The following is a 21,793-nucleotide window of genomic DNA, read 5'->3' on the forward strand; positions in this document are numbered from 1 at the left end:
TCGGGGGAAGCGGACACGCTTCCCCCGAGCCGCCGTCATGCGGTGCGCTTCAGCCGCCCGACTATGTCAGGCGTGGCGGTGCGCGTCAGCAAGAGATCCTTCTCGTGCGGCAGCATCTCGGCCACCTCGGCCGCATCCGCGCGGTGCGCCTTCACCACGTCGACCATGTGCTCGGCGATGTCGACGGACTCGCTCCGCGAGACGTTGTAATAGTGATGCCGGGCGGTGAGAGCTTCGAGGCTGAACTCGCGGCTCCCCTCTCCGATGTCGGTGAGTCCGATGGGTGTGCCCACGAGGTCTGGAGAGAGGTCGAATGCCGGAGTGAACTCCGCGTGACTCCCGTCCCAGAAGAAGGCGACGTTCCGCAGATGATCGTCGTCGACGCGCATCGCGATGCGGAATGCGAGCCGCTGGAAGAGTTCCCGACCGACTGCGTCCGGATTCCGTGCGAGGCCTCGAAGCTTCTCGACCAGCCTCGGATAGGAGGCGTTCATCGTCGAGTGCTCCTCTGCGACCGTCATGCCGGAGATCACCATCCGTCGTCCCTCTCCGCGACGATCAAACCGTTCGGTGAGAAGCACGAGGTCGTTCGGATTGCGGGCCGTGGTGATGCGGACGAGCTGCGCGGCCGGCACATCCAGACCGGCCTGCTCAGCTACGTGGAGGGCAGCGCGCTCCGCCTTGATGAGAGGGGACGTTTTGTCGTAAGACGTCTGAAACTTGGCCAACCAGGACCGCCCACCGAACAAGACGAACGCCTTCGGCCGCGAACCGCCTGCCGATGTCAGCGTGTTGCGCACGGCGTTGAGCAAGCCCGATCCCACTGGCTCATGGTCGTCGATGGCCGTTGCGACGTCTCCCACTTCTCTCAATGTGCCGCCACTGAGGCGAGCCTCGTACGTCGTCGGACTGGCCTGGAAGTCCAGCGCTCCGACCCGGTCGCTGCCGGATCGGAGCATGTACTGCACGTCAGGGAGCGCGTCCTCCACATCGCGCCCGAGATCCAGATTGATGACCTGCCGCCCCCACCCGTCCGGCATCGCATCACGAATGGATGATGGCATCCCATGCCCGACAGCGGGAGGGAATGTCCGATCCGTGAGTTCGAGATCCGGTCCGAGTGACAGCGGATTGTCGTGAGCGAGATAGCTGTTGGCGTAGCGGAATGCGAGCCCGCGGCCGGAGACTGACCGGCCGAGCACTCCGGCGACGACCGGTTCTCTCGCGCCGGGAAGGAACACCCAGACGAACGCGTCAGAAGTCGCCATCGAGTTCCCGCTCTCGTCTGTTGCGCACGTTCGACGGAACCAGGGTCAGAGCCTGCTCACCTTGCTGGCGCATGCGGGAGAGCGTCTTCGGATCTGTGATGTCGAAGAGCGGCACTCCGGCGTGGGTGGCAGCGTTCAGAACATTTCCGAGCGAAACGGCGGGGTCTCCGCGCTCGATGAGGGTGATGACGCGGGGCGACACGTCGACGAGCTCGGCGAGTCGCGCCGCCGTCATTCGGTTGGCGTGACGCGCGAGTCGGATCTGCTGACCAAGGATGCGCGCGGCGTCCGCCGCCTGAGCGGTCATCACAATCTTCCGTCGAGACATGTCGATAAAAGTACACTGAAACGGTTTCATCACCTATCTATCTACATCACGGATGCACTCTTTCTCATGATCGCGTCGGTGTTACTCCGGGTCGGCTTCTCCGGGTTGGAGACGTGGTTGCCGGTCAGCGGGCCGTAATCACAGCGTGACCACGAGCTTCTCCGCCGAGACGCCCCCGCGCACGAGGTCGATCGCGGTCTGGACGCTCGCGAGCCCGTCGCCGACGACACGCGGCGCGGGGTAGGGACGGTGCGTGCCGGCGGCAAGCGCCGTGGGCAGGTGGTCCCGCCACAGCGCCGAGCCCACGGCGCTGTCGGCGATGGCACTCCCCCAGACGAAGCGAGCGCGCACGCCGCGGATGGCGCAGCGCGACTGCAGGGCGATGTTCGACGCGACGAGCCGCACGAGCAGGCGGGTGCGCCGCACCGAGAAGCCGCCGCGCCGCGGCTGGTCGTAGAACGAGACGGACGGGCTCGTGAGCGCGACTCGTCGCGCACCGGTCCTCGCGGCGATCGTCACGCACGGCTCGGCCGATCCCACGGCGATCGCGACGACGCCGGCGACACGCGAGCCGCCGACAGCCTCGACGATCCGATCCACGACGGCCGGGTCGCGGTAGTCGAACGCCGCCGCCGCGCCGAGTGCGAGAAGACGCTCGTGGTTGCGCGGCGACGCCGTGGTGATGACGCGGTACCCGGCCGCCCGCGCGAGCTGGATCGCGTTCCCGCCGACGCTCGTCGCGCCTCCCCAGATCACGACGACCTCGCCCCGCTCCACGCCGGAACCGAGCCCGTCGACGGGGAGCGCGAGCTGTCCGACCTCGAAGAGGGCGGCGGCGGCCGTGGACACGGCGAGCGGCAGGACGGCGGCCTCCTCGTGGCTCATCCGCTCGGGGACGGCCGCAGCGAGCGCCTCCTCCACGACGACGTACTCCTGGAACCCGCCCTCGGCGACGGCGTCCCTCCCCTTCTCGATACCCATCGCGTAGGCGACGATGCGATCGGCCACCGCGAAGCGCTCCACTCCCGGTCCGACGGCGACGACCTCACCGCTCACGTCCTCGCCGAGGATCGCCGGGTAGGCGAGCCAGCGGTACATGAGCCGGCCGTTCGACTGCACGATCGCGTCGAGCGGGTTCACGGCCACGGCACGCACCCGGACGAGCAGCTGCCCGGGGCCGACGGCGGGATACGGGGAGTCGCGCACGACGACATCGGCGTAGGGGGCATCGATCCACGCGGCGGTGTTCCGGGTCATGAGCAGGCTCCTCCATCGTCCGGCCCCATCAAGTGATGACATGCCGTGTCATCACTATACGCGCCATGACGACATGTCGTGTCATCATGGGGAGATGACGCGTTGGTCCCCCGATGCCGCCCTCCGCCTCGAGGAGGCCGCGATGTCCCTGTTCGCCGAGCAGGGATACGCGTCGACGACGGTTCCGCAGATCGCCGCGCGCGCCGAACTCACGACGCGCACGTTCTTCCGTCACTTCGCCGACAAGCGCGACGTGCTCTTCCTCCGCGACCGCGAGTTCCCCGACGTCGTGCGCGCCGTGCTCGACGGCCTCCCCGACGATCTCGCGGGCATGACCCTCGTCCGTACCGGCCTCCGGCGCGCGGGCGCCGAGATCGAGCGGTGGCGCGACCCCATCGCGCGGCGCCAGCGCATCATCGGCGGGGAGGAACAGCTACGGGAACGGGAACTCCTGAAGCACGAACACCTGTCGAACGCCGTCCGTGCGGCGCTCGTCGAGCGCGGCGTCGAGGCACGCCAGGCGGAGGCCCTCGCACGCGTGTCCGCCGTCGTCTTCGACACGGCCGTCCAACGCTGGATCGACGCCGATCCCGACACCTCACTCACCGACGAGCTCGACATCGCCTGGGGCGATCTCGACCGCCTGTTCGGCTGACATACCAGCGGACGCCGCGCACGCGACAGCACGGTCGTCCGGTCCGGCCTCGGGGCTACCGTGGGAGCATGTCGACTCTCTCCTCCCCGTCCCTCGCCCTCACCGGTGTCACCGGCGCACTCGGCGGCATGGTCGCCCGCTCGCTCGCAGCGGACGGCGTCCCGTTCCGGGCCGTGGCCCGCACGCCCTCGAAGCTGCCAGGGAGGCTCGCCGCGGACGTCCGCCAGGCGGAGTTCGGCGATCGCGGCGCCGTCGAGGCCGCGCTCCAGGGCATCGAGACCGTTCTGATGGTGTCCGGATCGGAGAGCGCCGACCGGCTCGAGCAGCACAGGACCTTCGTCGACGCCGCAGCGGCCGCGGGAGTGCGGCACGTCGTCTACACGTCGTTCGTCGGCGCGGCAGCCGACGCCGTCTTCACCCTCGCCCGCGATCACGGCGCCACCGAGGAGCACATCCGCGCGTCCGGGATGCAGTGGACCTTCCTGCGCGACAGCTTCTACATGGACGTCATGGAGCCCTTTGCGGGAGAGGACGGGGTGATCCGCGGGCCCGCGGGCGATGGACGCTGCGCCCTCGTGGCGCGGAGCGACGTGGCCCGTTCGGCCGCCGCCGTGCTGCGGGACCCGGCGGCGCACGCGGGTGCGACCTACGACATGACCGGCCCGGAGGCCCTCTCGCTCACCGACGTCGCCCGCATCATCACCGAGGTACGCGGGCGCGAGGTGCGCTTCCAGGACGAGACGATCGAGGAGGCCTACGCCTCACGCGCCGTCTACGGCGCCCCCGACTGGCAGGTCGATGCCTGGGTGAGCACCTACACGGCGATCGGGAGCGGCGGCATGGCCACGGTGAGCGACGCCGTCGAACGCCTCACGAGCGAGCCGCCCCTGTCGTTCGAGGCGTTCCTCCGCACCGCGTCCACTTCCCGCCTGTAGGATCGCGACGGCCCACTCTCGGGCCACGGAACACGACGAAGGCAGGTGACGCTCGATGGCAGGTGACCATTCCGACGCGAGCCGCCTCCCGACCTCCGGATTCGGCGTTCTCGCTCGATGACCTGCAGTCCGCCCACCGCGGACACGTCCTGCACGACCTGCCTCACCCGACGGTGAGGAGCATTCATGGCGCTGATCGACAACGGCATCTACCGGAACGGGCATCGCGTCGCCGATCCCGCGAGCCTCGAGCAGACCTTCGACGCCCTCGACGACCGAGGCGGCCTGGCGTGGATCGGGTTGTATCGTCCGACGAACGAGGAGCTCACCGCCGTCGCCCGGGAGTTCAGCCTGCACCCTCTCGCCGTGGAGGACGCCCGCAAGGGCCACCAGCGCGCCAAGCTCGAGCGTTATGGAGACACCCTCTTCGCCGTCCTCCGCCCGGCGTGGTACGACGAGGAGAACGAGAGCGTCGAATTCGGTGAGATCCACATCTTCACCGGCCCCACGTTCGTCGTCACCGTGCGGCACGCGTCGAAGCCGGCCCTCGCAGACGTCCGCAAGCGCCTCGAAGGCCGGCCCGGCTACCTGGCGGCGGGATCGGAAGCGGTACTGACGGCGATCCTCGACGAGATCATCGACGGCTACTCTCCGGTCGTCGCCGGCGTGCAGGACGACATCGACGAGATCGAGGACGACCTGTTCGATGGTCAGGTCGACCCCGAATCCTCGAAGCGCATCTACCAGCTTCTCTCCGAGGTGATCGGATTCCAGCGCGCCATCGGGCCGTTGAGCGGCATGCTCGACGCGCTCCTCCGCGGCGCGGCCAAGTACGGAACCAACGAGGACGTGCAGGACCAGCTGCGGAACGTGTACGACCACGCCATCCGCATCACCGAGCGGGTGGACACCTTCCGCGCCCTCCTCGAGAACGCCCTCACCCTGCACTCGACGCTCGTGACGCAGGAGCAGAACGACGCGATGCGGCGGATGACCCGCGCGAGCCTCGCGCAAGGGGAGGAGAGCCGGCAGCTCACGCGGGCCTCCATCGCTCAGGGCGAGGAGGTGAAGAAGATCTCGTCGTGGGCAGCCATCCTGTTCGCCCCGACACTCATCGCGTCAATCTACGGCATGAACTTCGACCACATGCCGGAGCTGCACTGGGTGTTCGGCTACCCCTTCGCCGTGGGACTGATGGTCGTCCTCGGAGTCGTCCTCTGGACGATCTTCAAGCGGAGGAACTGGCTGTGACGGGCACCCGGCCCGGTCACGCCCCGGCGTAGAAGGCGGTCGCGGCCGCGGCGAGCGCCGTCACGTCGTCGACGTGCACGAGCTCGCGGGCGGAGTGCATCGACAGGAGCGGCACGCCGACGTCGACCGTGCGGATGCCGAGGCGTGTGGCCGTGAGCGGACCGATCGTCGATCCGCACGGAACGGTGTTGTTGGAGACGAACTCCTGGAACGGCACGCCGGCCGCGTCGCTCGCCCGCGCCCACAGCGCCGCACCGTGCGCGTCGGTGGAGTAGCGCTGGTTGGCGTTGATCTTCAGGAGCGGGCCGCGGCCGGCGAGCGGACGCACGACGGGGTCGTGCTTCTCGGGATAGTTGGGGTGCACGGCGTGACCGGCGTCGGCCGAGACCACCCACGAGGCGGCGAAGGCGCGCGCGAGCTCCGAGGGCGCGGCTCCGAGGGCTCCGCCGACGCGCGACAGCACGTCGGCGAGGAACGGGCCGCTCGCGCCGGACCGCGACTCCGAGCCGAGCTCCTCGTGGTCAAACGCCGCGAGCACCAGGACGGCCTCCCCGTCCGAGCCGGAGTCCGCGGCGGAGAGCAGCGCCGTCAGTCCGGCGTGCACCGAACTGAGATTGTCGAGCCGACCGGACGCGAACAGGGCGTCCCCCTGCCCGAAGGTCCGCGGCTCCTGCGTGTCCGCGGTGAGGAGGTCGTAGCCGAGCACGTCGGCGGAGTCGACGCCCGCGAGCTCGGCGAACAGGCCCACGAGGTCGCCGGCTGTCGGCTCCCCCGTTCCGAACACGGGCTGGACGTGGCGCTGGCGGTCGAGAGCGAGCCCGGCGTTCGCATCGCGGTCGAGGTGGATCGCGAGCTGCGGGATGCGCAGGTACGGGCCCGTGCGCACGAGGCGCTCGGCTCCGTCCCGCGTCACGATGCGCCCGGCGAGCTCGAGCTCCCGGTCGAGCCACGAGTTGAGGAGGGGACCGCCGTAGATCTCGACGCCGGCCTGCAGCCAGCCGGCCGCCGCCGTGGTGGGCTTCGGCTTCAGCTTGAAGCCGGGAGAGTCCGTGTGTGCGCCGACGATGCGGAACGGCGTCGTGGCCGTCGCGCCCTCGGGGACGGCGACGACGATGACGGCGCCGTCGCGCACGACGGCGATCCGCGCGCCGGGGGTGACCACCCCGGCCCAGTCCGTCGTCTCATCGAGCACCGTGAAGCCGGCAGCCGTCGCGCGCACCGCCACCTCGCGCGCAGCGTGGTACGACGACGGCGAGGCGGTGACGAAGCGGGCGAGATCGGCGACGTGTGCGGCGGAATCCATGCCCCCATCCAACCACCGCCCCCGCACAACGCGTGGGCGTCGGGCACGGGACACGGCAGGATGGAGGGGTGAACGCGGCTGAGCATCTGACGGCGGACCTCGAGGAACGACGCGGGAACCGCGTCGTGAAGGGCGCGCGGTTCCTCGCCAACCTCGTGCTCGCGGGCGCGGGCGCCGGACTCGACAACATCGCCGACGTCGACCTCGTGGTGCGTCGACGCGACTCGGGTCGCGAGGTGCTGCGGACCCCCGCCGACATGGGCGATCCCGAGTTCCTCCTGCACCAGGTGCGCCGGGACCTCGAGTCGAAGACCGTCGAGGAGTTCGTCGCCGAATGGCGCCTGCCCGACACCCCCTCCGCCTGACGATCGCTCCGCCCGGCACCCCCTCCGTCTGACCGATCGCGCCCCGACCCGGCATCTCACCTCGACACCTCGGTGTCCGATTTGTCCACACCCCGATCCGATCTAGTATCTGTATGGGTACTTTCGCTATGGTCGTTGTGAACCGGGTCGCTCGGCTCGGTACCGAAGGGAAAGGGAGGGATCCATGAATCGCTGGAAGAGCGCCGGTCTGAAGGGACTGGCTGCCGCGGGGGTCGCACTGACGGTCGTCCTCACGCCGATGGCGGGAGCTGAGGCCGGCACGACCACGAAGAAGGCGGGTGGCGGTCTGTGGGAGTACGGCGTGGAATCCGTCGTCTTCTCGCACTACCACCACGCGAAGAAGTACCACTCCGCCACGGCCTGCGACGGCGGCATCGTGATGCACTGCAGCAAGAAGAGCGCCGCACCGGGCTCCTGGGCCAAGGCCTCCACGGGCAAGACCTACATCGGCGGCAACACGGCGTACTGGGACACCTACTGATCCCGATGCGCACACGGAAGCGACGCGCCCGGATCGTCCTCGGTCTCGGTGCCATCGCCCTCACCTGCTCGGCCGCCGGATGCACGACTGCGTCCGACGGCCGGGCGGTCTCGGACGACCCGACGTCCATCGCTGCCGCCCCTCCCACCCCGTTCAGCGGACCGTGGGCCGAACTGCTCACGATGACCTACGGCGAGGTCGGTCCGGTGGAGCAGGACGCCCTCGAGGACGGCGTCATCGACGAACAGGAGTACGCCTACTTCTCCGACCGGATCGTGGAGTGCCTCGCCGACCTGGGTGTAGAGGCTTCCTTCTCGGACGGATCGACACTCGACTACACGACCCCGGACTCCGTGGGCGAGGAGCGCATCGACGCATGCCTGGCCGACAACGGCATCAAGCTCCTCACCGCCCACGACGCGATCGAGCGCAACCCGGAGAACCTCGACGAGTCGACCATCATGGTCGAATGCCTGCAGCGGGTCGGGCTCGTGGGGCGCGACTACACGCCTGACGACTACGACGACGGAATCGACCTCACGGCGATGTCCGACGACGAGGACTTCGAGGGCTGTCTCGCCGATCCGCTCGCCTACAGGGAGGGATGACCGCCGTGGACATCGTCTCGACCCTGGTCGCCGTCGCCCTGACCGCGGCCGTCGTCATCCCCCTGATCGTGGTGGTCGTCCTCGTCCGGCAGCTCGTCGCTATTGCGCGATCAACGCGTCGCCGACGGGATCAGGACGATGAGAGGGACCGGGCGGACCTCGACGAATGACCGGAGCCCGAGCGATCACCGCGGCGTCATGTCCTCTCGGGGAGCCATCGAGATGCCCAGCAATCCGATGCGCACGCCGCGCGCTCGATCCCACTCGGCGCCATCGATCAGTCCGCGCTCAGCGAGAACCTCCAGCGCACCCTGGAGATCGGCGGAGACGCGCGCGCGTTCCGCGGGCGGCATCGATTCGACGGCCTCCTCCAGTCGCTTCAGGTTCCGGCGCCACCTGTCGCTCCCCCTGTGGGCGGGGCCTCGGAACAGGAGGAAATGGAGGAGCCCGACGACGACGTCCGCCACGAGCCCGAGAACGCCGAACGCTCCCGCGGCGGCCTCTTCGCTGATCGCGAGAACCGCGACCCCGGCCGCCAGGACCGAGGGGATGAGGTGCAGTGCCCCCAGAAGCCGGTGGATGCCGGGATCGGTCCCGAGCGACTCCCGGACCTCGGTGATGAGGCCGTTTCCCCCGAGCACGGCGGCGATGCCGGCGAGAATTCCGGCGACGCCGACCTGCGCGATGTCGTCGCGGTCGAACACCCACGGCACGATGAGCAGGAAGGCGATGATCGGGAGGACGAAACTCGCGATGTGCGAGAGGGTCACGAGACATCCCCAGGCCGGCGCGACACTCGCGCCGAGATCCCTCCAGGCAGCGGACGGCGCGAAGAACGCGAGTGCCCGTCGCAATCGCGGGAGGTGGTGCAGCGCTCGGGCTTCGAGCTTCCACCAGTCCAGCGGCGCCCACTCTCGGGCCGCACGGGCATAGGAGGTCGCCGGCGTGGAGTTCAGTTCCGCCACAGCACGTTCCGCTCCTCGTGATGTGATCTCACCCGCACCGACCTCCCACAGCTCGACATGTCCCACGCCGACTCGCTCGTCGACGATGATTCGCACCGCTCATCCGGACCTCGCGCACGTCTTCGACGACAATGGCTACACCGATGACCCCACGATCGAGGGAACGAGTGACGTACATGCGACAGATTCGGCGACGAACATCGATCACCCTAACGGTGTTGATCGGATCGCTGCTCACCGTCAACGTTACGGGGTGCGCCACCGCGACCCCCGACCCCGAGAAGACCACCGAGGAGGCTCCCGTCGTGGAGTACGGAGACCTGTCAGAGGCGCTGTCGACGGCTGTCCCGCGGATCGTCGGCGTCGAGGACCTGGGGCGATCAGGCAACGGTGCCGGCTACCGCCTCGACGCGACCCTGGTGCTCGATTCGGCTGAACCGTTCACAGGCGACGAACTCGACGCGGCGGCGGAGGCCATCTGGCGCACACTGCCGTGGGAGCCCAACGCGATCGCGCTCGTCGCCGGGGTCGACGGCGCGGACGGGGACGGGCCGGAAGCCGTCGACCTCCGAGCAGCCGCCGCCGACCTCTCGCCGATGGGGCACACGGACGTCGGTCAGGGCGGGGTGAGCCTCTTCGACATGGACGAGCGCTACGGCGAGTGGACCGCGCCCGAGTGAGCGGTCGTGAGCTCCGCTTCCGACTCCCGGGAGATGGTCCTCGGTGGATCTGCACGATGGCGGCGTGACGAGACCCGGTGTCCCGATGGACACGCGCTAGTCGATGGACGGCGGGCATGCCACGGGGCGCATCGTGCGCACGCAGTCCCTAGCGTCGAATGGTGCAGACCTTCCTCCCCTTCGCCGACTTCGCCCGCAGCGCGCGGACGCTCGATACGAAGCGCCTCGGCAAGCAGCGCGTCGAGACGCTTCAGGTGATGCGCGCCCTCACCGTGGAGGGCTACGGCTGGCGCAACCATCCAGCCGCCCGAATGTGGGAGGGGCATCGGCCGAGCCTCATGGCCTACCAGGATGCGACGTGCGACGAGTGGGAACGGCGCGGGTTCACCGACACGTGCCGGGAGAAGACGCTCGAGGTCCTCGCTCTTCCGTCCACCCTCTTCCGCCGCTCGCTCTCCCTGCCGGCCGTCGACGAGCTCCGCCTCTACCGCGCGGGCGAGACATCGCCACCGTCATGGCTCGGCCGCGAGGACGTGCACGCGAGCCACCGCTCAAACCTCGTCCGCAAGGATCCCGAACACTACATGCCGCTCTTCCCCGGGACGCCGCCCGACCTCGACTACGTGTGGCCGGTGTCCGGAGCAGAGGCCCGCTAGCCGCCGAGGGTCTCCGCGAGGAAGTCGACGAAGACACTCCAGCTGCGACGATCGGCCGCCTCGCGGTAGTTCGGGCCGGGGAGGGTGAATGCGTGAGGTGCCCCGCTGTAGACGGAGACCTGCCAGTCGATGTCGTCGTTCGTGCGGAGCTCGTCCTGGAATGCGGCGACGGCCTCGTCCGGCACGATCGGGTCGCTTCCGCCGGTGAGGACCAGCAGCGGGGCTGCGATGAGCGCGACGTCGGCCGGCTCGTGCGCCGTGAGGATGCCGTGGAACGACGCGAAGCCGCGCGCGGGAGCCCCGATGCGTGCGAGCTCCAGGGTGACGGAACCGCCGAAGCAGTAGCCCGCCACAACGATGCGCCCCGCGTCGACCTCCGGCAGCGACGCGGCGAGGTCGAAGCCCGCGCGCACGCGACCGCGGAGGAGCTGCGTGTCGCCGTAGTAGCGGCCGGCCTCGGCCGATGCGCCCTCCATGTCGTCGTCGGCGAAGCGCACGCCCACGCCGTAGATGTCGATCGCGACCGCCGTGTAGCCGAGGCGGGCGAGCATGTGCGCGCGGGCCACGGGGTACTCGCGCAGCCCGGTCCAGTCGTGCACGATCACGACCGTGGGTCGCGGACCGGACACGTTCGCGTCGGTGACGACGACGGCCTCGAGGGACACGCCGTCGTGCTCGTACGCGACGGTCCTCTCCACGACGTCCGCGCCCTCGGGCAGCGGAACGGAGTCGACGAGGGCGCGGTGGGGGGAAGAGAAGTCGGTCATGCCGCGAACACTACTCGGGGAACCCGACACCGTGGTGAAGGGTTCCCCGCGTAGCGTTCCGACCGCGCTCAGGACGCGGTCGGCAACCCGTTCGACCCCGCGATCGACGTCGCGAACTCCACGAACGCGACACCACCTCCCGGGGCCACCTCGTCGAGGAGGCCGACCCGCAGGGCGCTCACCGAGAACTCGCCGCTCGTGGTGGCCGTCGGCCCCTCGAACGTCGATCCGGGGGGCGCGTCCGGCTGGTCGGGCTGCACGTTGACCACGAGCGAGACGACCGACGGGAGCGCCTCGACCACGTCGCCGAGCAGGACGACGACCGGAGCGGTGACCGCGGCGAGCGCTGTCCCGGCCGTGGTCAGCGGGGTGATGAGCGACGTCGTCACCCGGTTGGCGACAGCGGTCAGCACGGTTCCCGAGAGCCCGTTCAGCGTGGAGATGAGGCCCGTGATGCTGAGACCGAGTGGCGACAGGAGACCGTTCAGGAGCGTGAGGTTGCCTCCCGGCACGAGCGCTGCGTTGACCGCGAGCGACGCGGTCCCACCCGTGAGCTGGCCGATCGTCGAGGTCGAGTCGATGTCGACGGTGACGAGGGCCGTGCTTCCGAGACTCACCCTCGTGGCGAGGTCGATGACCACGGTGGCCGTCTGGATCTCGGCGCGGAGGGCGTCGATGACGTCCGTCGTCCACCCGTCGAGGAGGACGCCGGCCCGTGCGGTGATGTCGTTCACCACGTCGCTGTTCAGCACGAGCTCGGTGTTGGGGTCGAGCTCGTTGAGGCCGCCGGCGCCGTCGCCCAGCAGGTAGGCGAGGTCCACCGAGATCGACCCGGTCGAGGGATCGATCGTGACCACGTCGTCCGAGAGGGGCGTGGAGAGCAAGGGCTCGACCGCTCCTTCCAGATCGAGACCCGTGATCGAGACCGTGCCCGTGAACGACCCGAGCGACAGCGCCGGCAGGATCCCGCCGATGAGCGAGCTCCGGATCACGCCGCTGATCAGTCCGTTCGGACCGGTCAGTGCCGTGGCCGCGGTGTCGAGATTCGTCACCGTGGTGTCGACCTGGTCGCTCAGCGCCGCGACGAGCGGGCTGTCGACGTCGAGATCGAGGCTCGCGATGCCGTAGTCGCGGTCGACTCCCGAGACGGAACCGTCGCCCCACTCGTCGCTGAGCGCCGCTGCGCAGAAGTCGAGCGTCGATTGCGATCCCACGGCGCCCACCTCGAGGGCCGCGTCGGTGACGCCGCCGATCCCCGGGAGGATGCCGTCGAGCGACAAGCGCGCCGGTTCGGGGAGCTCGTCCGGCGGGGTGTCCGCCGAGACGAGGACCGACCCGGTGTTGTCGACGAGGCCGGATGCGGCCGTCGAGACGCCCGTGGTCTGCACGCGCCCGAACTGGTTCACGGCTCCGACCGACGTGCCCGGCAACCCCACGGTGAGACCCGTGAGGTCGAGCCCAACGATGCCGCCGAGGGCCGAGACCACGAGGGGCCTCGCGTAGGTGTCACGCCCGGGGTCGCCGTCGCCGGCACCCAGGTCGACGGCGTTCGCCGGCGACACCACGACGGGGTCGTCGCCCGAGCGCTCGAGCACGAGAGGCTCGAGCTCCGCGACGGTGCCGAGGTCCTGACCGAGGAGCGCGCCCCGGAGGAACGCCGACTCGGCCCGCACGGCGTATCCCGTGTCGACGCCGCAGTCGAAGCTCGACGTGCCCACGGTCGCGTTCGTCCACTCGGAGTCGTCCCACGCGGCGAGCGTCGAGGAGACGCCGGACGGCACCACGACGACCGCGGCGAGCGCGACGGCGAGACTCGCGGCGGACCGCGCACGCATCGTCTTGTGCGAGTGCGACCGGCGCCTCGGGTCGGGCAGCTTCATCGTTCCCTCTCCTCTGTGTTCCCCGAGCGTGCCGGGTTCCCCGGACGTGCGAGCTGCGAAGCCCCCTCAGACCCCACAGTGCGCAGCGCCGGGGACCGTCGTGCGCGCGACACGAGCAGTGCCGCGCCGAGTCCGACCGCGCCGAAGGCGGCCAGGATGAGCCCCAGCGGGTCGACGCCGGTCACCGCGAGGCCGCCGCCGGGCGGCGGCGAAGGCCGTCCCGGTTCCTCGGGGGTGACGGGGTCGACGGCGGCGGCCGTGAGGCCGAGGCCCATGTCGCCCTCGAGGCCCATGAGGGTCTCATCGCCGCTGTCCTCGGCGACGAGGCTCAGCGCCACGAGCAGGTGCGTGCCATCGGCGTCGACGCCGTCCAGGTCGAAGACGGGGCTCGACGTCGTGTAGTCGTCGTCGGGCGTCGCGCTCGCCACGGCTGCGCGGCCCGCTGCGCACTGCGGTGCGTCGGGCACTCCCGTCCACGCGGTGTCGCAGCGCTCGATGGTCATCACGAGTCCGTCCGGCCGCTCGACGAGCTCCCCGTCCTTCCTCACCTCGAGCACGAGCGACGCCTGCGTCGCACCCTCGATCGTGGCCGTGACCTGCCAGTAGCGCACGACCCCCGGCTGCAGGTCGAGGAACTCCGCCGGGTACGGGTCGGAGAGGAGGACGAGGCGTCCGGGGTCTCCGGTCTCGGGGACCGGCTGGAAGGCGGCCTGCGCCGACGTGGCGAGGAGCGAGAGTCCGCCCACGAGGACGCCGGCGGACACGACGGTGAGTCCGCGGATCGCGCCGCTCATTCGTCGCTCGCCATCGGGGCGTCCGCGTCGTCGGCGCCGGCTTCCGCGTCCGTCCCGTTCCGGCGCTGGGCCGGCCAGAAGGACCAGAGGAGGCCCATGACGACGACGGCCGCCGCGAGGCCCACCCCGAACGGGCTCTGGGCCACGCCGATGACGCGACCGGCGCCGGGAACGGCGACGAGCACGCGCTCGACCTGCTCGACGACGTACGGCTCGCGATCGTTCGCATCGTTCGCGTCGCCGCGGAGGACGAGCGAACGGGCCGACGTGTCACCGTCGACGGTGGAGACGGACACGACCCGGTGTGTCACCGGGAGGGTCTGTCCGGGACGAGGCACTGTCACGACATCTCCGATCTTCACGGTGGAGGCGTCGATGCGCTCCACGATCGCGGCGGTTCCAGCCGGCATCGTCGGGGCCATCGACCCGGTGGCGAAGACCAGGACGGATAACCCGAATATCCATCCGATGGCGACGCACGCGAGGACGGTTCCTCCGACGATGCCGGCAATTCTGATCTGCGTCTGGACGACGCCGATGGTCTGCGCCTCCGGGGCGCCGTCGTGGTCGTCGACCACGACGGCGGGCCCGTCAGCGAAGGTGTGGGACACGTCCGGGTCAGAACGACTCGGCCTCGAACTCCCAGGCGGGGGCGACGGTCAGACCCATGAGGTCATCGAGCGTCGCGCCGGCAGGGAGCGTGGGGTCCTCGGGCAGCGTGACCTCGAAGCAGTAGTACTGCACGGATCCGGCGTCGGCCAGGAGCGCCTGCTCCGCCGTGGCTCCCGTGGCTCCGAGGGTGCCGTCGGCGATCACGGCCGGGGCTCCCGGAGCACCGGTGAACGCGTCGACGTCGCAGTCGAAGGCGGCGTCGTCGGTGGCGACGCGGACGTCGAGGGCGTCGAAGAGATAGCCGTCCGCGTCGTCCGTCGCGATGCCGTCGGCGGGGACGGCGGGCTGGAGGAGCACCTCGCCCTCCACCGACTCGGGGGCCGTACGCAGTGCGACCGCCGCGTAGACGGAGTCGCCGGGCGAGAGTGCGAGGGCGTCGAGACCGAAGGTGATCTCCCCTCCGGGGTTCTCCTCCTCGTTCGTGAAAGTACCGGCGGCGAACGGGGCGACGGTGTTCTGCTCGACCTCGAAGGTCGAGGTGCCGACGCCGGGCCCGCCGGCGCCGTTTCCGCCGAAGACCCATTCGGTGTCGGTCCAGGCGGCGAGCGTCGCGGTGACCGCGACCCCGACGAGGGTGCCACCCGCGAGGATCGCGTAGGTCTTGGTGCGGCGCGAGGAGGCCGCTGAACGAGTGCGTGTCATGGTCGTCTTTCTCTCATCGGTGAGGCGCCGGAGCTGGAGGTTCCCGGCCTGTGAGGTCGAAGTTAGGCAGCGCGAGCGCCGATCTCACCGCTGGTCGCCCCTTTCCGGTAGTCGCCCCGTGGACGACCCGTGGTCGTTCCGTGCGCTCGGTGGGGCACGCAACACCCGTTCGAGGGGAATGCAGACCCGAGCTCGCCGCGCAAGGTCCCCACAAGGGGTCCGACTCGTCGACGAACGTCCGAGAAGTGGGCCGAACGCCTGGAATCGACGCGGATCCGGACGCCGTCCGGCACTGGTCTTCTACTGGCCGGCACTACGGGGAGACCAGCGCGCGCAGGGGATCGCGAACCACCGACCTGCGCAACCCGGTAGCGGATCGCGTCACGAGACCCAACGATGGAGATACGTGGAGTCCCTGAGGGGGGACTTGCTGAGGGAGGCCACGGGCGATGGTGATCGATGAGATTCTGACGGGTCGCAAGTCGACGACGAGTCCGTCCAGGCCCGTTGTGGGCGCCGACCGGAGCACCGCGACGATCGCCGCCTCGCTCGCCCGCGGGCGCAGCGTGATCGTGGCCGGCACCCTCGGATCCGGCAAGTCGTATCTGGTGGACGCTGTGGCCCACGCGCTTGCGATGGACGGCCGGTCGACGACCATCGTGCGCGCCGCCGGCCCGCTCACGTCGACACCCTTCGGTGCGCTCCGCAGCAACGACGTCGTCGCTGCGCTACTCGACCGGCCAGCGGGCGAGGCGCCCTCCTCCACCATCGTCCTCATCGACGACGGACACCTGCTCGACACCGACTCCACGCGCTGGATCTCCCGCGAGATCCATGCTCGCCGACTGACCACGCTCGTCGTGGGAGCGCCCAGCTCCTCTCCCGAATCACGACGGGCCGACCCGCAGACCCTGTCGGAGATCGACGAGCTCTGGCTCAGCGGCCGCGCCGAGCGCATCGACCTGCGCCCCCTCACCTTCCGCGAGGCCGAGGACCTCATCCGGCAGGAGGTCGGCCCGGGCATCATCGACCGCATCAGGCGGGTCGACCTCTTCAAGGCCTCAGGGGGCTCCCGCCTCTTCCTCCTGGAGATGGCGCGGGACCTCGCAGGGCGAAGCGACCGCGAGGTCGATCGCGCGCCGATCACCACCCGCATCCGCGACGTGCTGCGGTACCAGCTCGGCGATCTGAGCCGGAGCGAGCGCCTGTGTGTCGCCCTCGTCAGCCGACTCGGAGGCATCACCCGACCCCGGATCGCCCGCGTCCTCGACGCGCGCGCCGCCGAGCGGTTGCTCGCGAAGGGGCACCTCGCGACGGATGCCCGGACCCCGGACATGCTGCGGGCGTCCAGCATCTTCGCGACGTTCCTCGAGACGTCGGGCGAACTCGACGAGGTGGAGAGGCTCGTCGACGCACTCGCGCAGATCCTTCCACCCGACGCCGTCCTGAGCAGTGTCGAGTCCGCCGACCTCGCGACGCGGTGGTCCTTCGACGGGCAGCTCGCCTCCGCCGTGGACCACCACGGCGCTGACCTCGTCCGACGAACGATCCTCGTCGCATCGACGGAGGCGTTCGAGCACGGACGGTTCCGGGATGCTCTCGATCTCGCCCGGAAGGCGGACTCGATCGGTCCGACCGCCGACGCCCAGGTCGCCGTCTCTCGTGCCCTCTCGGGACTGCGCCGCGACGAGGAGGCGCTCGACGCACTCGCCGGGGCGGTCCCGCTCCTCCGCGACGACGCGGAGGCGCTTCGACTCTTCCAGTGGTGGACGTCGCTCCTCATCGGTCTCGGGAACTATGAGGACCTCGACCCGCTGTACGCCGAGGCGGGCGGGTGGCCGGCCTCCGGCCCGATGGTACGCGGCGAGATCCGCGCGGCACGGCTCCAGACGGCCTATGCCTTCATGCAGTGGGAGGACGTCGAGACGGAGGGACTCGACATCGCGAACGACGCGCAGTGCGCCCTGACCACCCGCGTGCGGGCGGCCGTCGAGGCGGCCACCGCCCTCATCTATCGCGGCGACGTTCCGGGCGCCCTCCGGACGCTGCGCCTCGCACGCCGCATCAACACGGACCCGGTGAGCGGTGCCGCGATCGACGAGATCGCGCACATCTCGATCCTCACGGGGGACGCTCTCGTGCGCTTCACGTCGGGGGCGGGGTTCTGCGACCTCCTCACCGAGGCGGAGGCCGTCCTCACCCGCGAGAGCGATCGTCCGACGCCGGCGGCCCTGGGGTTCCTCGGCTACGTCGGTGCCGTGGCCGACATCTTCCGCGGCGACCTGCGTGCGGCCGACCACGAGTACCGCGCGGCGGTCGCGCGTTTCACGACCGCCGAGTCGTCGGGATGGCGCAGCGGCATCCACAGCGAGCACGCCCTCGTGCTCGCCCTCCTGGACGATCCGTCCGCCGCGACCGAAGCCCTCCGTCAGGCCGAAGATCTCGCGGCCGGGAGGAGTCCCCTCACCCGCCACCTCTTCACGCGCGCTCAGCTCGTCACGTCCGCGCAATCCGGCAGCGGCGACACCGCGGCCCTCGCGCGGGAGCTGCTCACCCTCTCGTCCGAGTCGCCCGGCCTCCGGGCGGTCGACCTCTACCTCGTGCTCCTCTTCGGAGAGGGCTCCCCCGACGACCGGGACGCGCTGCGGCACCTCACGGCCTCGCTCGACCTCCCCCTCGGACGCCTCCTCGAACGCCACCTCACGGCGCGCGAGGGCGGCGACCCGAAGGAACTGGAGCGCGTCGCGGCCGACTCCGCGACGGCCGGCACATACCTGCTCGCGCTCCACGCGCAGCGCGACGCCGTCGAGGCCTACGAGCGGGAGGGCAACGCCCTCCGGCTTGCGCAGTCCCGCCGACAGCTGGACGACTACGGCACGCTCTCCCGCCGAGCGAACAGTGTCTCGGCCGACCCCACCGTCGCGCGACTCTCCGACCGCGAGCGCCAGGTGGCGGCGTTCGTCGCGCAGGGACTCAGCAACCGGGAGATCGCGGACCGGCTGTTCCTGTCCGTGCGCACGGTCGAGTCGCACATCTATCAGGCGCGACTGAAACTCGGCGCGACGAGCCGACGCGGCATCGGCGACGTCCTCGACCTCGCCGCGTGGTCGCAGCCCGGGTGACGTCGGCCCGTGCCCGACCGTCCGTCGCACGGACCGCCGGTCAGGACTCCGTCGGGCGTCGCGTCGGGTGTTCCGTCGACGCGGCGGACGACGCCGCAACGGCCCGCGTGAGCCGCACGGCCGTGTCCCGCGCGGCGGCGAGGAACTCCGGGCTGCCCTCGAGGCGGTACTCGACGCCCGCGGGGATCCACACGAGCGACGAGAGCATCACCTCGATCGCGTCCGCCGCGATCGGCCACCGCACGTGCTCATCATCGACGGCCTCGGCACCGCGCGCATAGGGGCCGAACCATTCGAGCATGCGCTCGATCGGCATGGTGAGCACCGCGGCGCAGGGCGGGGAACCCGGTTCGGCCCAGACCGAGGCGAGCCTCTGCCGGACGTACTCCGCCGCGTCGTCGTACGGGAGGTCGCGTTCGGGGAACGTCACACGCGTTCGGAGGAGGGCGTCCATGCGATCGACGCGGAACGTGCGCCAGTCCTCCCGCCGCACATCCCAGGCCACGAGGTACCACGCGCGTTCCGCCGAGACGAGGGTCGCGGGTTCGGCGACACGTTCGCTCTCCGCGCCGTCCGCCGCCGTGTACCGGAAGCGGAGGCGCTCCCGGTCGCGGCACGCGAGAGCGAGCCGGCCGAGCAGGTCGGTCGAGACGCCCTGGGCGCGCGGCGATCGCGCCTCGACGTGGCCGCCGAGAGCGTTGACGCGCTCCCGCAGGGCCGACGGAAGCACCTGCTCGAATTTCGCGAGAGCCGAGAGGGTCGTGTCCTCGCCGTCGGTGAGCCCGAGGGACGCTGCCACGCGGAGACCGATCGCCGTCGTGACCGCCTCGGCGTCCGAGAGGAGGAGCGGCGGCAGGCGCTCCCCCGGCTCCAGCCTGTAGCCTCCGGCCGCGCCGCGAGCCGCACCGATGCGGTAGCCGAGTTCGCGGAGACGCTCGACGTCGCGACGCAGCGTGCGCGGCGTCACGTCGAGGCGCCGAGCCAGCTCCGTGCCCGACCACTGCCGGTGCGTCTGCAGGAGGGACAGGAGCGCGAGCACTCGGTTCGTCGTCTCGGCCATTCAGCCATTCTGCTCCGGATAGAGGACAGATCGCGTCCTGAATGCCTCCTACGGTTCGTAGCAGAGCAGAACAGACGAGCCGATCAGACGAAGGAGAAGCACATGGACTGGAAGATCGAACTCATCCCCGTGCCGGTCACGGACATCGACCGCGCGAAGGCGTTCTACGTCGATCAGGTCGGTTTCCACGACGATCACGATCACACCGTGAGCGACGAGCTCCGCTTCGTGCAGCTGACCCCGCCCGGTTCCGCGTGCTCGATCGTGCTCGACAAGACCCTCACGGACATGCCGGCCGGAAGCCTGCGCGGACTGCAGATCGTGGTCGGCTCGGCGGACGAGGCGCGGCGACACCTGCTCGCGAACGGTGTCGACGCATCGGAGGTGGACGACCAGCCGTGGGGCCGCTTCGTATTCTTCGCGGACCCGGATGGCAACACGTGGTCGCTCCAGGAGCTGCCCGAGTGGAGCGCGGGGGCCGGCGGCTCGGGCGAGAACCCGACTCCCCTCCCCTGACCCCGCCCCACCCTCACCCCACCCCGCCTCATCCACCTCCCAGACACCAAAAAGATTCCGATACGGCACGAAATTTCGGGCTGTATCGGAATCTTTTTGGGGTATTGGTGGTGGGCGGGGGGGCGAGGGAGGAGGGGGTCAGCCGTTGATGCGGATGAGCTTCTTGTTGACGAACTCCTCGAGCGCGAAGCGGCCCATCTCGCGGCCCGAGCCGGAACGCTTCACGCCGCCGAACGGCAGCTCGGCCGAGTCGCCGAGCACGATGTTGACCCAGACCATGCCGGCGTCGATCTGGTCGGCCACGCGCAGCGCCTGCTCGTCGTCCGTCGTGTACACGTAGGAGCCGAGGCCGAACGGGGTGTCGTTCGCGAGTGCCACCGCCTCCTCCTCCGACGACACCTTGTAGAGCGCGGCCACCGGTCCGAAGAACTCCTCGTGGAACGCGTCCATCTCGGGCGTCACGTCGGTGATCACGGCCGGGGGGAAGAAGTTGCCGCTCGTCTCACCCTTCGCGAGCACCGTCGCACCCTGGGCGATCGCGCGGTCGAGCTGCTCCTGGAGCCGATCCGTCGCGGCCTTCGAGGACAGCGGGCCGAGCACCGTGTCGTCGGCCGTCGGGTCGGCCGGCTGGCTGGCCGTGAACGCCTCCACGAACTTCTGCTGGAACTCGTCGAACAGCTCGTCGAGCACGATGAAGCGCTTGGCCGCGTTGCAGGACTGACCGTTGTTGTCGATGCGCGCGCTCACCGCATCCTGCACGGCCCCGTCGAGGTCGTCCGTCGAGAGCAGGATGAACGGGTCGGAACCGCCCAGCTCGAGCACGACCTTCTTGAGGTTGCGTCCGGCGATCTCCGCCACGGCGGCTCCCGCCCGCTCGGAGCCCGTGACGGACACACCCTGAACGCGCGGGTCCGCGATGATCGTGGCCGCCTGCTCGTTGGTCGCGTACACGTTGACGTAGACGCCGGCGTGAGCGCCGAGCTCCTTGGTGGCGGTGTCGAAGATGTCGGCGATCGCGGCGGCCGACTCGGGGCACTGCGGGGCGTGCTTGAGGACGATCGTGTTGCCGACGACCACGTTGGGACCCGCGAAACGCGCCACCTGGTAGTAGGGGAAGTTCCACGGCATGATGCCGAGCAGCACGCCGAGGCCCGCGCGACGGATGAACGCCGAGCCGCCCCCGTCGGCGAGTTCGATGGTCTCGTCGGCGAGGAATTCCGGGCCGTTGTCGGCGTAGTACTGGTAGATCGCCGCGGCGAAGTCGACCTCGCCGAGGGCCTGCTCGACCGGCTTGCCCATCTCGCGCACGATGATGTCGGCGAGCTCCTCGCGACGCTCCGTGTGGAGGGCGGCGACGCGGGCGATGAGGGCGGCGCGGTCGGCCACGGGCACGCGTCGCGACCACTCGCTGAACGCGCTGTGCGCCGACGAGATCGCCTCGCCGACTCCCTCATCCGAGATGGTCGGGTACTCGCGGAGGGTCTCCCCCGTTGCTGGATTGACGACGGCGTACATGCGTTGAGGCTCCTCGTGTCGGGATCGAATCACGTAATCCCCTCATCATCGT

The 21,793-nt window shown here is 70.1% G+C and carries 23 protein-coding genes; 11 read left to right on the top strand and 12 right to left on the bottom strand.

The features are described from left to right. Positions 1-35 precede the first annotated feature (35 nt). From CLV49_RS06215 to CLV49_RS06225, 3 genes are all read right to left on the bottom strand, one after another. Positions 36-1,268, bottom strand: a complete 1,233-nt coding sequence (locus CLV49_RS06215) for a type II toxin-antitoxin system HipA family toxin (protein ID WP_106562760.1) — start codon at positions 1,266-1,268, stop codon at positions 36-38. Beyond that, entirely contained in the window at positions 1,255-1,575 is a 321-nt protein-coding gene (locus CLV49_RS06220; RefSeq protein ID WP_158261916.1) for a helix-turn-helix transcriptional regulator, read from the bottom strand. The genes CLV49_RS06215 and CLV49_RS06220 overlap by 14 nt, the downstream gene beginning before the upstream one ends. A gap of 159 nt (positions 1,576-1,734) precedes the next feature. Next, positions 1,735-2,853, bottom strand: coding sequence for a zinc-binding alcohol dehydrogenase family protein (locus tag CLV49_RS06225; protein ID WP_106562762.1), 1,119 nt, complete (start codon positions 2,851-2,853; stop codon positions 1,735-1,737). Positions 2,854-2,947: 94 nt separating this feature from the next. Between CLV49_RS06225 and CLV49_RS06230 the strand changes: the two genes are divergently transcribed. The 3 genes from CLV49_RS06230 to CLV49_RS06240 all read left to right on the top strand — a co-directional run bounded on the left by CLV49_RS06230 (position 2,948) and on the right by CLV49_RS06240 (position 5,694). Further along, on the top strand, positions 2,948-3,508 hold the full coding sequence (locus CLV49_RS06230; protein ID WP_158261917.1) for a TetR/AcrR family transcriptional regulator: 561 nt from the start codon (positions 2,948-2,950) through the stop codon (positions 3,506-3,508). Between the two features lie 68 nt (positions 3,509-3,576). Beyond that, positions 3,577-4,443: an SDR family oxidoreductase gene (locus tag CLV49_RS06235; RefSeq protein ID WP_106562764.1), complete on the top strand. Its 867-nt coding sequence runs from the start codon at positions 3,577-3,579 to the stop codon at positions 4,441-4,443. Positions 4,444-4,629: 186 nt separating this feature from the next. Further along, positions 4,630-5,694, top strand: a complete 1,065-nt coding sequence (locus tag CLV49_RS06240; protein WP_106562765.1) for a magnesium and cobalt transport protein CorA — start codon at positions 4,630-4,632, stop codon at positions 5,692-5,694. Between the two features lie 16 nt (positions 5,695-5,710). On the opposite strand, the gene CLV49_RS06245 is transcribed toward CLV49_RS06240, so the two are convergent. After that, positions 5,711-6,997, bottom strand: a complete 1,287-nt coding sequence (locus CLV49_RS06245; RefSeq protein ID WP_106562766.1) for a M18 family aminopeptidase — start codon at positions 6,995-6,997, stop codon at positions 5,711-5,713. Positions 6,998-7,065: 68 nt separating this feature from the next. Between CLV49_RS06245 and CLV49_RS06250 the strand changes: the two genes are divergently transcribed. The 4 genes from CLV49_RS06250 to CLV49_RS18300 all read left to right on the top strand — a co-directional run bounded on the left by CLV49_RS06250 (position 7,066) and on the right by CLV49_RS18300 (position 8,642). Continuing rightward, positions 7,066-7,362, top strand: a complete 297-nt coding sequence (locus CLV49_RS06250) for a hypothetical protein (RefSeq protein ID WP_106562767.1) — start codon at positions 7,066-7,068, stop codon at positions 7,360-7,362. Positions 7,363-7,546: 184 nt separating this feature from the next. Beyond that, on the top strand, positions 7,547-7,864 hold the full coding sequence (locus tag CLV49_RS06255) for a lactococcin 972 family bacteriocin (protein WP_106562768.1): 318 nt from the start codon (positions 7,547-7,549) through the stop codon (positions 7,862-7,864). Positions 7,865-7,869: 5 nt separating this feature from the next. Next, positions 7,870-8,472, top strand: a complete 603-nt coding sequence (locus CLV49_RS06260) for a hypothetical protein (RefSeq protein WP_106562769.1) — start codon at positions 7,870-7,872, stop codon at positions 8,470-8,472. Beyond that, positions 8,469-8,642: a hypothetical protein gene (locus tag CLV49_RS18300; protein WP_158261918.1), complete on the top strand. Its 174-nt coding sequence runs from the start codon at positions 8,469-8,471 to the stop codon at positions 8,640-8,642. The genes CLV49_RS06260 and CLV49_RS18300 overlap by 4 nt, the downstream gene beginning before the upstream one ends. A gap of 15 nt (positions 8,643-8,657) precedes the next feature. Here CLV49_RS18300 and CLV49_RS06265 read toward each other — a convergent pair whose 3' ends face one another. Next, complete coding sequence (locus tag CLV49_RS06265; RefSeq protein ID WP_127054433.1) at positions 8,658-9,437, bottom strand: hypothetical protein; 780 nt, start codon at positions 9,435-9,437, stop codon at positions 8,658-8,660. A gap of 218 nt (positions 9,438-9,655) precedes the next feature. On the opposite strand from CLV49_RS06265, the gene CLV49_RS06270 reads away from it, so the two are divergent. Then, positions 9,656-10,117: a hypothetical protein gene (locus tag CLV49_RS06270; RefSeq protein WP_106562771.1), complete on the top strand. Its 462-nt coding sequence runs from the start codon at positions 9,656-9,658 to the stop codon at positions 10,115-10,117. Positions 10,118-10,278: 161 nt separating this feature from the next. Beyond that, on the top strand, positions 10,279-10,773 hold the full coding sequence (locus CLV49_RS06275) for an MSMEG_6728 family protein (RefSeq protein WP_106564924.1): 495 nt from the start codon (positions 10,279-10,281) through the stop codon (positions 10,771-10,773). Here CLV49_RS06275 and CLV49_RS06280 read toward each other — a convergent pair. The 5 genes from CLV49_RS06280 to CLV49_RS06300 form a co-directional block, all read right to left on the bottom strand. Further along, positions 10,770-11,540 (bottom strand): dienelactone hydrolase family protein, encoded by a 771-nt coding sequence (locus CLV49_RS06280; RefSeq protein WP_106562772.1) that lies wholly within the window; start codon positions 11,538-11,540, stop codon positions 10,770-10,772. The two genes, CLV49_RS06275 and CLV49_RS06280, sit on opposite strands and share 4 nt — an antisense overlap. A 68-nt stretch (positions 11,541-11,608) precedes the next feature. After that, complete coding sequence (locus CLV49_RS06285) at positions 11,609-13,420, bottom strand: choice-of-anchor G family protein (protein WP_106562773.1); 1,812 nt, start codon at positions 13,418-13,420, stop codon at positions 11,609-11,611. After that, complete coding sequence (locus CLV49_RS06290; protein WP_106562774.1) at positions 13,417-14,214, bottom strand: hypothetical protein; 798 nt, start codon at positions 14,212-14,214, stop codon at positions 13,417-13,419. Before CLV49_RS06290 ends, CLV49_RS06285 begins: the two co-directional genes overlap by 4 nt. After that, positions 14,211-14,825: a signal peptidase I gene (locus tag CLV49_RS06295; RefSeq protein WP_106562775.1), complete on the bottom strand. Its 615-nt coding sequence runs from the start codon at positions 14,823-14,825 to the stop codon at positions 14,211-14,213. The genes CLV49_RS06290 and CLV49_RS06295 overlap by 4 nt, the downstream gene beginning before the upstream one ends. A 7-nt stretch (positions 14,826-14,832) precedes the next feature. After that, a complete protein-coding gene (locus CLV49_RS06300; RefSeq protein ID WP_106562776.1) occupies positions 14,833-15,528 on the bottom strand; it encodes a SipW-dependent-type signal peptide-containing protein in 696 nt (231 codons plus the stop codon). 449 nt (positions 15,529-15,977) lie between these two features. Here CLV49_RS06300 and CLV49_RS06305 point away from each other — a divergent pair, with 449 nt between their 5' ends. Beyond that, positions 15,978-18,650 carry a LuxR C-terminal-related transcriptional regulator gene (locus CLV49_RS06305; RefSeq protein WP_106562777.1) on the top strand — a complete coding sequence of 891 codons (2,673 nt, stop codon included), beginning with the start codon at positions 15,978-15,980 and terminating at the stop codon, positions 18,648-18,650. A 40-nt stretch (positions 18,651-18,690) separates the two neighbouring features. Here the strand turns inward: CLV49_RS06305 and CLV49_RS06310 are convergent, their stop codons facing one another. Then, the gene (locus tag CLV49_RS06310) at positions 18,691-19,710 is read right to left on the bottom strand and encodes a helix-turn-helix transcriptional regulator (protein WP_106562778.1); all 1,020 of its coding nucleotides are present in this window, start codon (positions 19,708-19,710) and stop codon (positions 18,691-18,693) included. Between the two features lie 102 nt (positions 19,711-19,812). Between CLV49_RS06310 and CLV49_RS06315 the strand changes: the two genes are divergently transcribed. Continuing rightward, positions 19,813-20,226, top strand: a complete 414-nt coding sequence (locus CLV49_RS06315; RefSeq protein WP_106562779.1) for a VOC family protein — start codon at positions 19,813-19,815, stop codon at positions 20,224-20,226. A gap of 138 nt (positions 20,227-20,364) precedes the next feature. On the opposite strand, the gene CLV49_RS06320 is transcribed toward CLV49_RS06315, so the two are convergent. Continuing rightward, a complete protein-coding gene (locus tag CLV49_RS06320) occupies positions 20,365-21,741 on the bottom strand; it encodes an NAD-dependent succinate-semialdehyde dehydrogenase (RefSeq protein WP_106562780.1) in 1,377 nt (458 codons plus the stop codon). Between the last annotated feature and the right edge of the window lie 52 nt (positions 21,742-21,793).

Origin of the sequence: Labedella gwakjiensis, assembly GCF_003014675.1 — a bacterium.
GTDB lineage: Bacteria > Actinomycetota > Actinomycetes > Actinomycetales > Microbacteriaceae > Labedella > Labedella gwakjiensis.

Bases quoted from the DNA above. Each gene is read 5' to 3' on its own strand.
- CLV49_RS06285 (WP_106562773.1), bottom strand. From the start codon at position 13,420: ATGAAGCTGCCCGACCCGAGGCGCCGGTCGCACTCGCACAAGACGATG.
- CLV49_RS18300 (WP_158261918.1), top strand. From the start codon at position 8,469: ATGACCGCCGTGGACATCGTCTCGACCCTGGTCGCCGTCGCCCTGACC.
- CLV49_RS06255 (WP_106562768.1), top strand. From the start codon at position 7,547: ATGAATCGCTGGAAGAGCGCCGGTCTGAAGGGACTGGCTGCCGCGGGG.
- CLV49_RS06315 (WP_106562779.1), top strand. From the start codon at position 19,813: ATGGACTGGAAGATCGAACTCATCCCCGTGCCGGTCACGGACATCGAC.
- CLV49_RS06230 (WP_158261917.1), top strand. From the start codon at position 2,948: ATGACGCGTTGGTCCCCCGATGCCGCCCTCCGCCTCGAGGAGGCCGCG.
- CLV49_RS06260 (WP_106562769.1), top strand. From the start codon at position 7,870: ATGCGCACACGGAAGCGACGCGCCCGGATCGTCCTCGGTCTCGGTGCC.
- CLV49_RS06220 (WP_158261916.1), bottom strand. From the start codon at position 1,575: ATGACCGCTCAGGCGGCGGACGCCGCGCGCATCCTTGGTCAGCAGATC.
- CLV49_RS06225 (WP_106562762.1), bottom strand. From the start codon at position 2,853: ATGACCCGGAACACCGCCGCGTGGATCGATGCCCCCTACGCCGATGTC.
- CLV49_RS06300 (WP_106562776.1), bottom strand. From the start codon at position 15,528: ATGACACGCACTCGTTCAGCGGCCTCCTCGCGCCGCACCAAGACCTAC.
- CLV49_RS06305 (WP_106562777.1), top strand. From the start codon at position 15,978: ATGGTGATCGATGAGATTCTGACGGGTCGCAAGTCGACGACGAGTCCG.
- CLV49_RS06215 (WP_106562760.1), bottom strand. From the start codon at position 1,268: ATGGCGACTTCTGACGCGTTCGTCTGGGTGTTCCTTCCCGGCGCGAGA.
- CLV49_RS06310 (WP_106562778.1), bottom strand. From the start codon at position 19,710: ATGGCCGAGACGACGAACCGAGTGCTCGCGCTCCTGTCCCTCCTGCAG.
- CLV49_RS06320 (WP_106562780.1), bottom strand. From the start codon at position 21,741: ATGTACGCCGTCGTCAATCCAGCAACGGGGGAGACCCTCCGCGAGTAC.
- CLV49_RS06280 (WP_106562772.1), bottom strand. From the start codon at position 11,540: ATGACCGACTTCTCTTCCCCCCACCGCGCCCTCGTCGACTCCGTTCCG.
- CLV49_RS06240 (WP_106562765.1), top strand. From the start codon at position 4,630: ATGGCGCTGATCGACAACGGCATCTACCGGAACGGGCATCGCGTCGCC.
- CLV49_RS06235 (WP_106562764.1), top strand. From the start codon at position 3,577: ATGTCGACTCTCTCCTCCCCGTCCCTCGCCCTCACCGGTGTCACCGGC.
- CLV49_RS06290 (WP_106562774.1), bottom strand. From the start codon at position 14,214: ATGAGCGGCGCGATCCGCGGACTCACCGTCGTGTCCGCCGGCGTCCTC.
- CLV49_RS06245 (WP_106562766.1), bottom strand. From the start codon at position 6,997: ATGGATTCCGCCGCACACGTCGCCGATCTCGCCCGCTTCGTCACCGCC.